The following is a 10266-nucleotide window of genomic DNA, read 5'->3' on the forward strand; positions in this document are numbered from 1 at the left end:
GGCGATGAAAGGACCCGCAGCTATTTCCCTTGTTCCAGAGAGTCGGCCCGAGTCTGGAAGGCTGATACGAGGCATACCTGCACCCCATCCTGAAGCCGCCAGCGACGAGCTGGTCCGGTTGCCCGCCGTTATCGGGTTTAACAAGAGGACTGTGGCCCAGGCCATGGTCAATCAGGGTGGTACCGCGGAAGTCAATCCTCCGTCCCTATGTGGGATGGGGGATTTTTGCATTTTCATATAAGGAAAAAGGAGCGTAGAAGGATGAAAGAGGACAAAGCGTTTGTAAAAGAAATTACACCGCAGTCGGAAGATTTTTCACGCTGGTACATTGATGCGATCAAAAAGGCGGACTTGATGGACTACACCCCGGTGCGCGGCTGTATCGTCTTCAAGCCCGACGGCTTCGAGCTGTGGGAGCGGATTCAGGAGGCGATGGACAAACGGTTCAAGGAAACCGGACATCGCAACGCCTACTTCCCGATGCTGATTCCCGAGTCGTTTTTTCAAAAAGAAAAAGAGCACATCGAGGGCTTCAACCCGGAACTGCCATGGGTGACCGAAGCGGGCGGCGAACAACTGGAGGAAAAGCTCGCTCTGCGCCCGACCTCGGAGACGATCATCGGCCACATGTACAGCCAGTGGATTCAGAGCTACCGCGACTTGCCAATCCTGATTAACCAGTGGGCCAACGTGTTCCGCTGGGAAAAGCGCACGCTGCCGTTTTTGCGCACCTCGGAATTTCTCTGGCAGGAAGGCCACACCGCCCACGCGACAGAAGAAGAAGCACGCCAGGAAACGATGCAGATGCTGGAAATTTATCGCGAAGTAGTCGAGCAGGAGCTGGCGATTCCGGTATGGAAAGGGCAAAAGACGCCGAGCGAGCGCTTCGCGGGTGCGGTGGACACGTACTCCATCGAGGCGATGATGAAGGACGGAAAAGCCGTGCAGGCCGGCACCTCGCACTATTTGGGCGACAAGTTTGCGCGCGGCTTCGAGATCAAGTTTCTCGACCGCGACAATCAGTTCAAGTACGTGCATACGACCTCGTGGGGCAGCTCGACACGGCTCATCGGCTCGATGGTTATGGTGCATGGCGACGACCGCGGCCTGGCTTTGCCGCCACGGGTGGCGCCTGTGCAAGTCATCATGATTCCGGTAGGGCCGATGAAGCTGCGCGAAAAAGTGATGGAGGCGTTCGATCCGCTTTTCGACGAGATCAAAGCGGCAGGGGTTCGCGTGCGTGCCGACCTGCGTGAAGAGACGCCGGGCTGGAAGTTCAACGAATGGGAAATGCGCGGGGTGCCGCTGCGCCTGGAACTTGGCCCGCGCGATGTGGAGAACGGTCAGGCGATCCTGGCCCGCCGCGATACGGGCGAAAAAGTGACCGTGCCGCTTTCCGGAATTGCGCAGACGATTGCCAAGCTGCTCGAAGACATCCAGCAAAACATGTTCCAAAAAGCACTGGCTTTCCGGGAAGCTCATTCCCATCTGCACATCGACACCATGGAGCAGTTGGCTGCGCACATTGCCAACTGTGAGAGCGAAAACCGCCCAAGCGGCTGGGTGCTGGGCGGCTGGTGCGGAGACGACGCTTGCGAAGCCAAGGTCAAGGAAGAAACCAAATTCACGTCCCGCAACATACCGTTCGATCCGCCTGCCCAAAAAGCAGCCTGCATTTGCTGTGGCAAAGAGGCGAAGCATACAGTCTGGTTCGGGCGGGCGTACTAGGCGGTTCTGGTAACGCATACGGCTGAAACGAAGAAAAGGGAGTGCCCATCGCGTAAAGAAGAGGGCACTCCCTTTTTGTCTGAAAAACTAAGAAAAACCATCTCTTTTGATGGTTTTCCTGGTGCGATGTTCTGCTTTTTACAGAGGTTTGACCTGATCGTCTGTGTCCTCAAACGGTTCATCCGAGTCGTCGGCAGGGTCAGCAGGCGTCAACGGGAACAGAACGTCGAAGAACTTGAATTTGCGTCGTCCCGCCTCGTTTTTAAGGCCTTTGTACTTTTGCAAAAGATCGCTGATCTCGTCGACCAGTTGGTTGCGCTCTTCCTGGCTCAAGTAAAATTCGGTCAGGTTAAAGGCAAACGTGTTCTGGTATTCCTTGCGTACATCCGGGTCGCTTGCGACCAGGCGGTTGAGTGTTCTCATGAGATCCTTTTCCGTGGTGCGAAACGGAGTGAACATGACTTCACTCAATTGCTGTGCGTTTTCTTCAATCATAAGTTGAAGCTTGACTTGAATCACCTTGGCGACTGGCTCGTAATATTTTTCCACGATGGACCCTTTGACGCGGGTATCCACCTGTTCGAGCAAACCGACACGCACGAGCTCCTTCACGTGGTAGTGAAGGCGTGCTGCATTTTCGCCTAGTTCCGTAGCGATTTGTTTGGCCGTACGCGGCTCCAAATCTTCGAAGAGTTCAAGAATCTTAACCCGTTCTGCTATGGCAAGGGATTTAAGCGCTTCTGGATCGGTTACTTCAAAAAACTCTTTCATGCCAATTCTCACCATCCAAATGACTAGGCCGTTTTATTTTTCTTAATTAATTCTAGCGTTTTCTGATTGAAAGCGCAACGTATATGCGGATGAAGTGCCTGTACGCTTGTGGTAAAATGAGACGAGTGATTTTTACGGAGGGATGAGCATGATCGCAAGCGGACAGGCCGCGCCGTTATTTACGTTGCAGGCCAATCAGGATCAGACAATCTCGCTTTCCCAATACCGCGGGAAAAATGTGGTGCTCTATTTTTATCCGAAGGACATGACGCCGGGCTGCACGACTGAGGCGTGCGATTTTCGGGACTATCATCCGCAGTTCGCCGAGCTAAATACGGTCGTTCTCGGGATCAGCCCGGATTCGGTCAAATCGCATGACAAGTTTAGCGCCAAGCACGAACTGCCGTTTCCGCTCTTGGCAGACCCGGAGCACAAGGTGGCAGAGGCGTACGGAGTGTGGGTACTGAAAAAAATGTATGGCCGCGAGTACATGGGGATCGAGCGGACGACCTTTGTGATCGACAAGGAAGGAAAGATCGCGAAGGTCTGGCCAAAAGTAAAGGTGAAAGGGCACGTGCAGGAAGTGCTGCAGTTCATCAAGGAAGAACTGCAAGACTGACAAGCAAGGCAGGTTTGATACATAGAGGAGGAGCATTCCATGAGTGTGTCTACAGAGTATGTGGTTCAGTCCTTTTGCCAGTTGGCGAACATCCCGAGTCCGTCCGGCAATACAGCCAAAGTCATGGCGTGGGTGGCCCAGGAGCTGGAAAAGCTCGGAGTCGAGTACAAGCGGACGAACAAGGGAGCGATTGTCGCAACCGTGCCAGGAGCACGTGACGACAAGGCGCGCTTGCTGACAGCGCACGTCGATACGCTTGGCGCGATGGTCAAGGAAATCAAAAGCAACGGCCGTCTGAAACTGACTTTGATCGGCGGTTTTGAGTTCAATGCAATTGAAGGGGAACACTGCACGGTGGAAACCGCGAGCGGCCGCCTCGTCACCGGAACGATTTTGTCCACGAAGGCTTCGGTCCACGTGTACGGCCGCAGTGCAGGCAAGGAAGAAAGAACAGACGCCAACATGGAAGTGCGCCTGGATGAAAAAGTGACAAACAGGGAGCAAGTGCAGGAACTGGGCATTTCCGTCGGGGATTTTGTCTCCTTCGACCCGCGTGTGACCGTAACCGACAGCGGCTTCATCAAGTCCCGGCACATTGATGACAAGGCGAGCGTCGCCATTTTGCTCGGCGTACTGAAGGAGCTTCGCGAAACCGGACAACAACTGCCTTACACCACGCACTTTTTTATCAGCAACAACGAAGAGATCGGCTACGGCGGCAATTCCAGCATTCCGGCAAACGTCGTGGAGTATTTGGCGGTGGATATGGGCGCAATTGGCGACGGCCAGACGACAGACGAATACTGCGTCTCCATTTGTGCAAAAGATTCCTCCGGGCCGTACCACTACGGACTGCGCAGCCATTTGACCCGGCTGGCCCAGGAAAACGACTTGCACTACGCGGTAGACATTTACCCGTATTACGGCTCAGACGCGAGCGCGGCGCTGCGCGCAGGCCATGACATCGTCCACGGGCTGATCGGCCCAGGCGTAGACGCTTCCCACTCCCACGAGCGCACGCACAAGGAAGCGCTGGAAAATACGGCGAAACTCGTCATGGCTTACCTGACCTCGGAGGAAATGCAAGCATAGGAGGACGGCATGAGCAATATGTATCAATGGGCCGATTATTACGACTTGACACAGCGCGGGGTTGCGGGCGACGTCGAGTTTTACCTGGAAGAAGCGAAGCAGGCTGGCGGCAAAGTGCTCGATCTTGCTTGCGGCACCGGGAGAATCGCGATTCCGCTCGCCCAGGCCGGGATCGAGGTGACGGGCATTGACTTGTCGCCGGACATGCTGGCGCGTGCACAGAAAAAGGCGAAAGAGCAAGGCGTGACCACAGGGCTTACACTGCTCCAGGGAGACATGCGCAGCTTCGATCTCGGGGAGACTTTTTCCCTCATCATGATCCCGTTCCGCTCGTTTTTGCACCTTTTGCACATTCAGGAGCAGATGAAAGCATTGCGGTGCATTCGCAAGCACCTGGCACCTGGCGGAAAGCTCGCGCTGAACGTGTTTGTGCCCAAAATCAATCATTTTCAGGAAGAAAATGAAAAGATGTCGCTGCGCGGAACGTACCCACTGCCGTCCGGGGGAGAAGTGCTGATGTGGGATTACACCCGCTACGACCACTTTCAGCAACTGTGCGAAGTGACCCGCACGTACGAACGCACAGACGCACGGGGTACTGTGGTTGAGCGCGTGAATGGACGGTTTGTGCTGCGCTATATTTTTCCGACCGAGCTCCACCATCTGTTGCGCCTGAACGGGCTGAAAGTGACCCGGCGGTACGGAAACTTTGCCAAAGCGCCTTTTGATGCGAGCAGTACGGAATTGATTGTCGTTTGCGAGGCGTTGTAGCACTTTTTCAGAAAAAGAAAAAAGGCGGGGGTACAGATGAAGATTTACACAAAATCAGGGGATAAAGGCGAGACTTCACTGGTGGCGGGAGTGCGCGTGCCGAAGTTCGCAGATCGCGTCGAGGCGTACGGCACGTGCGACGAGGCCAATTCGCAGATCGGGCTGGCCCTGTCTCTTCTCCCCGCGACGGATGCTTGGCAGGAACTGCAGGATGTGTTCCATATCATTCAGACCAAGCTGTTCCATGTCGGCGCAGAGCTGGCCACACCGGAAGGGAAAAAAGTAGGCTGGCCGATCAAGGAAGAGGACGTGACCTTCCTGGAGGAGCAAATCGACAAGCTGGATGCAGGGCTGCCACCGCTGACCAACTTCATTTTGCCAGGCGGCCATCCCGCAGCTGCTGCCTTCCACGTCGCCCGCACGGTTGTCAGACGCGCAGAGCGCAAAGCCGTCCATGTAGCGCAGCAGGAGCAGGTCAACCCGGCGGTCGTCAAATATCTCAACCGATTGTCTGACTATCTCTTCGTCGTCGCCCGTCACGTGAACAAAGAGACAGGCGGCGTGGAAAAAACGCTGCATGAATAAAGCAAAAGGGGCTTTCCCAAAAAGTCGGCGATCCGACCGGGAGAACGCCCCTTTTTGCTTTTGAATAGTCTCCAGCTCTTCGCCGAAAATTATCGGAGGTAGGTGGAGATGCCCGAACGAAACGGAATTTTTTCGGTAGGAAAAGTGTCGTATAGACGCTGACCGTCGCGGCAGGCATTGCCTTCGAGCAGCATGGTCAACTGCGTGTTGGTGATCGGAAAAAACGAGAAGCCCCCCAGCATGTTGACGACAGGCTTCATGAGGGCGAGCGGGATGTGAATTTTGCGAACCCGCTTTTTGCCGATTGCCTCGCCGATGGCATCGAGTATTTCCGCGTAGGTGAGCCGATCAGGGCCGCCTGTTTCGAAAGTTTGGTTCGTCGCATCAGGCAGGCTCAAAGCCTGGACAAACACGTCCGCTACTGTTTTTCTCGCCACGGGCTGTAAAGGATAGGAGCCGTCCCCGATCACAGGCGTGGCCGGCATGCGCACCAGGTCGGCGAGCATGTTGACGAACTCGTCGCCAGGGCCGAAGATGACCGATGGCTGAAAAATGACGTAAGGGATTCCGCTTGCCCGCACGAGCTGTTCGGCTTCGTATTTCGTGCGGTGGTAGGCGCTTGTCGCGTTTGGCCGGGAGCCGAGTGCGCTCATGTGGATGAAGCGCCGCACGCCCGCCTGCTTCGCCGCCTCCAGGACGTTTTTTGTCCCTTCGACATGAATTTTGGAAAAAGTAATTCCTTTGCCCGGCTGCTCGCGAATGATTCCGACCAGATGAATGACCGCCTCGCAGCCTGCCATGGCGCTTTTCAGCGATTCGACGTCCAAAATGTCTCCTTCCGCCAGATAGACACGTCCCGGCCCGGTACGCTCTGCGCGCAGCTTGTCTTTGGAACCGGGGCGTGCCAAGCAAACAGCATCGTGGCCATCTGCAAGCAGCCGCTGCAGCACGCCTTTTCCGACAAATCCGGTAGCTCCCGTCAGGAAAACTTTCATTATGTATCGCCCCCGTTACATCTTTCCAAGCCCATTTTAACATCAGCATAGCAGTCACTGCTATCGCTTGCGACAATTGCCGAGCCGATCAGGATCGGTATAATGTAGGAAAAAGGGGGATATATTTATGGCACAACGCAAAGTACCCGTCGCAGACATTTTGGACACGCTTCAGCAAATGTACCCGGATGCCCACTGCGAATTGAACTATACAACCCCGTTTGAGCTGTTGATTGCAACCATTCTTTCGGCACAGTGCACGGATAAGCGGGTGAACGAAATTACCGAGCCGATGTTCAAGCAGTTGAACCGGCCGGAGCACTACCTGCACCTGACCCAGGAAGAAATGGAAGAGCATATAAAAGGTCTGGGCTTGTATAAAAATAAGAGTAAAAACATTTTGGAGACCTGTAGAATCTTGTACGAAAAGTACAACGGGGAGGTGCCGCAAACGCATGCCGAGCTGGAAGCGCTGCCGGGTGTAGGGAGAAAGACTGCCAACGTAGTCCTCTCCAATGCGTTCGGCATTCCGGCGATTGCAGTCGATACGCACGTATTTCGCGTGGGGAACCGCCTCGGTCTGGCCAAAAGCGACAATGTAGACGAAGTGGAGCGTCAGCTGATGAAGCGCATCCCGCGCGAAAAGTGGTCGGATGCCCATCACTGGCTGATCTGGCACGGCAGAAGAGTCTGCACGGCGCGCAATCCGAAGTGCGATCAATGTCCGCTGCAATCCATGTGCAAGTACGCCTTGGCGGAGGCCAAAAAAGCGGAGAAAAAAACGACGGCGAGGCAAGCAGGCAAGCAAGCCGCAAAGCCGAAAGCGAAGGCCAGAACGAAAGCGGAAACGTGATTTCCACTTCTTTCTCCTTAATTCAGCGTAATGGATATTGACAGTTTTCGCCGAATAGACGTACACTTATTTAAAGTAATTCTAATCAATGACAGACAGGATTGACTGATCTTTTGTCTTGCGAAGACTGTGGGGTGTGAAATTATGACACAGCGTGTGGAAAAAGCTGTAGAAATCCTCAAAAACACCGGGGTTCGGATGACACCTCAGCGCCATGCCATTTTGACGTACTTGCTGGAGACGATGACTCACCCGACGGCTGACGAAATATACAAAGCTCTCGAAGGTAAGTTTCCTAACATGAGCGTCGCAACGATTTACAACAACCTGCGGGTTTTTAAAGATGCGGGCCTGGTGATTGAGCTTACCTACGGGGACTCGTCCAGCCGCTTCGATGCCAATGTAGAGGAAGATCATTACCACGCGATCTGTTCCAGTTGCGGAGCGATTCGCGACTTTCACTTTCCGTATTTGCGGGAGGCGGAAGAAGCTGCCGCGAAAGACATCGGGTTCAAAGTCACCGGACATCGCATGGAAGTATATGGCATCTGCGAGTCCTGTCAAAAGAGCACCCACTAAACATGAGTTGTACGGACGAACACCTTTTGCTTCAACAAAAGCTGACGAGTTGAGGCGGAAGGTGTTTTTCTGTTGAAAGGTGTAACGTTTTGACAGATCAAACGTCTTCTTTGGGGGAGAGCTTGAGCTTGTCTCTCGTTTTTCCAGTATACAAAAGGTTGTGAATCGTTTGTATCCACGTTACGATCGAAATGACAGGCACATGAATATGATCTGGCCCGCATGCGGGCTTGTTTGGCTGGGAGGAGGATCAGGCCATGAACACGCAGCTTGGAATGGCACCTCGCCCCAGGCGTAGACGGAGAAGGGCGCTGCGCAGACTTTTTGCGCTCACGCTTTTTTTGCTGACGATTTTTGGCGGGATTTACTGGTTTTTCGTGCTCCGTGCTTCGACCGAGCACGTCCAGCCGTACGGCGGCGACAAAGCAGTCATCGTTTTTGAAGGAGAGCGGGCGGATGCCTCGTATTTGCTTGAGGCTGAGCAAATCTTGCTTCCTTTTGATTTTATCAAGGAAAAAATCGACCCGGCGATCTTTTGGGATGAGCCTACCAAGTCGGTAATCGTGACGACGAAGGACAAGGTGCTGCGAATGGAGAGCGGCGAGGTAGTCGCCCATCTGAACAAGCAGCCAGTCAATTTGCAGGTTCCCGTCAAGGAAGTGGGCAATACTCGCTACGTACCGCTTGACCCGTTGGAAAAGCTGTATCCTTTCGCTTTTGAGCGCAAAGCCGACACAGGCGTCCTGACGGTGGAGCAGGAAGGATACGAAATCGGCCAGGCAAACGTTATCAGTGACGAGGAAAAGGAGCCCGTTCGCGTTGGCGCTTCCCATCGCACTCCGATCGTTGCCGAGTTATCCCCTGGAGAGGTGGTTGATGTACTCGGCCAGCAGGAAGGATATTACCGCGTGCTGACCGCTTCCGGAATCGCAGGCTATCTCCCGGAGAAGAGTCTGGAGATGACCAGCAAGCGAAAAGTCAGCTTGCAGCACGCCACTGCTTCCGAGGGGCAAACTGCGTGGAAGCCGAATGGGCAAAAGGTAAACCTCGTTTGGGAGCACGTTGTCAATAAAAATCCGAATGTCGCCCAGATCGGGGCTTTGCCTGGCGTCAATGTCGTCTCGCCCACCTGGTTTGAACTGAAGGATGCGGAAGGGACGCTTTTGAACAGGGCTGACCCGGCGTATGTAAAATGGGCGCATAAGCGCGGCTATCAGGTGTGGGGGCTGGTCACAAACGGCTTCAACCCGGACTGGACCCAGGCAGTGCTCGGCAGCTACGACAAACGAGACAAGCTGATCGCGCAACTCATTCACTACGCGCACCTGTACGATCTGGACGGCATTAATATCGACTTTGAAAATGTGTACTACGAAGACAAGGAGCGACTCGTCCAGTTTGTGCGCGAGCTGACACCGTATTTGCACCAGCAAGGCTTGACCGTGTCAATGGATGTGACCATCAAGTCCAATGCGAAGACGTGGTCCATGTTTTTGGATCGCAGGGCACTTGCCCAGGTGGTTGACTACATGGCGGTCATGACGTACGACGAGCATTGGGCGGCGAGTCCAAAAGCAGGTTCTGTAGCATCGCTGCCTTGGGTGGAAGCAGGCTTGCAAGGTGTGCTTGAGGAAGTCCCAAACGAAAAGCTGCTGCTGGGCGTTCCTTTTTACACCCGACTGTGGACGGAAGCGAAGCAGGCTGACGGTACAGTCAAAGTAAGCTCCAAGGCGCTGTCCATGCCAAGAGCGCAGGAATGGGTGCAGGAGCGAAAGCTGACTCCCGTTCTCGACGAGGCATCCGGCCAGCATTACGTGGAATATCGTGATCCGAAAGACGGAAATGTTTACAAGATGTGGCTGGAGGACGTCTCTTCCATGAAAAAGCGGATCGAACTGGTCAAAAAATACGATCTGGCCGGAGTCGCTTCGTGGCGGCGCGGATTTGAAGAACCACAGATTTGGCCGACCATCGAAGAAGGCTTGAAAAGCGCTATAACGGCTCAGTAACAAATAAGCCACCTGCTGCCCGAAGAACGGGATTTTGTGCAGGTGGCTTTTTGTGTATCGAAAAGTCGAGGAACCGATCATGTCTGGTTTTGCTGCGGCTCTCCGTCTTCCAAACGCAACGGCTGTCCACAGAACATACAGGCATCTTCTTTTCCGAGCATCTTCGTTACTTTTTGGCATGAAGGGCACTCCACCTGGGGAGCCGAGGTAGAAACCATGCCGGAAATCATGAACAGGACCGTACTGCCCATCGTCAGGATAAAG

The 10266-nt window shown here is 54.2% G+C and carries 11 protein-coding genes (1 of these 11 running past the window's edge); 8 read left to right on the forward strand and 3 right to left on the reverse strand.

Features of this window, described 5'->3' with window-relative positions:
- The first annotated feature begins 261 nt into the window (after positions 1 to 261).
- Complete coding sequence (gene proS / locus AAFJ72_RS04545) at positions 262 to 1728, forward strand: proline--tRNA ligase (protein WP_432776229.1); 1467 nt, start codon at positions 262 to 264, stop codon at positions 1726 to 1728.
- 138 nt (positions 1729 to 1866) lie between these two features.
- On the opposite strand, the gene AAFJ72_RS04550 is transcribed toward proS, so the two are convergent.
- Positions 1867 to 2499, reverse strand: a complete 633-nt coding sequence (locus tag AAFJ72_RS04550; protein WP_122906727.1) for a winged helix-turn-helix domain-containing protein — start codon at positions 2497 to 2499, stop codon at positions 1867 to 1869.
- 148 nt (positions 2500 to 2647) lie between these two features.
- Here AAFJ72_RS04550 and bcp point away from each other — a divergent pair, with 148 nt between their 5' ends.
- From bcp to AAFJ72_RS04570, 4 genes are read left to right on the forward strand one after another with little or no spacing between them, the layout of a single operon-like run.
- Positions 2648 to 3118 carry a thioredoxin-dependent thiol peroxidase gene (gene bcp, locus AAFJ72_RS04555; RefSeq protein WP_122906726.1) on the forward strand — a complete coding sequence of 157 codons (471 nt, stop codon included), beginning with the start codon at positions 2648 to 2650 and terminating at the stop codon, positions 3116 to 3118.
- Positions 3119 to 3157: 39 nt separating this feature from the next.
- Positions 3158 to 4210: a M42 family metallopeptidase gene (locus tag AAFJ72_RS04560; protein ID WP_432776230.1), complete on the forward strand. Its 1053-nt coding sequence runs from the start codon at positions 3158 to 3160 to the stop codon at positions 4208 to 4210.
- Positions 4211 to 4219: 9 nt separating this feature from the next.
- A complete protein-coding gene (locus AAFJ72_RS04565; RefSeq protein WP_432776231.1) occupies positions 4220 to 4981 on the forward strand; it encodes a class I SAM-dependent methyltransferase in 762 nt (253 codons plus the stop codon).
- Positions 4982 to 5017: 36 nt separating this feature from the next.
- Entirely contained in the window at positions 5018 to 5566 is a 549-nt protein-coding gene (locus tag AAFJ72_RS04570; protein ID WP_432776232.1) for a cob(I)yrinic acid a,c-diamide adenosyltransferase, read from the forward strand.
- A gap of 89 nt (positions 5567 to 5655) precedes the next feature.
- Here the strand turns inward: AAFJ72_RS04570 and AAFJ72_RS04575 are convergent, their stop codons facing one another.
- On the reverse strand, positions 5656 to 6561 hold the full coding sequence (locus AAFJ72_RS04575; RefSeq protein WP_432776233.1) for a complex I NDUFA9 subunit family protein: 906 nt from the start codon (positions 6559 to 6561) through the stop codon (positions 5656 to 5658).
- Between the two features lie 127 nt (positions 6562 to 6688).
- On the opposite strand from AAFJ72_RS04575, the gene nth reads away from it, so the two are divergent.
- The 3 genes from nth (at position 6689) to AAFJ72_RS04590 (ending at position 10002) form a co-directional block, all read left to right on the forward strand.
- Positions 6689 to 7414, forward strand: a complete 726-nt coding sequence (nth, locus tag AAFJ72_RS04580) for an endonuclease III (protein ID WP_122906721.1) — start codon at positions 6689 to 6691, stop codon at positions 7412 to 7414.
- Positions 7415 to 7558: 144 nt separating this feature from the next.
- Complete coding sequence (perR, locus tag AAFJ72_RS04585) at positions 7559 to 7993, forward strand: peroxide-responsive transcriptional repressor PerR (protein WP_122906720.1); 435 nt, start codon at positions 7559 to 7561, stop codon at positions 7991 to 7993.
- 257 nt (positions 7994 to 8250) lie between these two features.
- Complete coding sequence (locus AAFJ72_RS04590) at positions 8251 to 10002, forward strand: glycosyl hydrolase family 18 protein (RefSeq protein WP_122906719.1); 1752 nt, start codon at positions 8251 to 8253, stop codon at positions 10000 to 10002.
- Positions 10003 to 10079: 77 nt separating this feature from the next.
- On the opposite strand, the gene AAFJ72_RS04595 is transcribed toward AAFJ72_RS04590, so the two are convergent.
- Positions 10080 to 10266, reverse strand: the 3' portion of a protein-coding gene (locus AAFJ72_RS04595) for a YgzB family protein (RefSeq protein ID WP_432776234.1). Its footprint extends 188 nt past the window's final position; only the last 187 of its 375 coding nucleotides appear in the window; its start codon lies beyond the right edge, outside the window — the gene reads right to left on this strand; the stop codon is at positions 10080 to 10082.

The sequence above is a fragment of the Brevibacillus gelatini genome (genome assembly GCF_050920745.1).
GTDB classification, from domain to species: Bacteria; Bacillota; Bacilli; order Brevibacillales; family Brevibacillaceae; genus Brevibacillus; species Brevibacillus gelatini.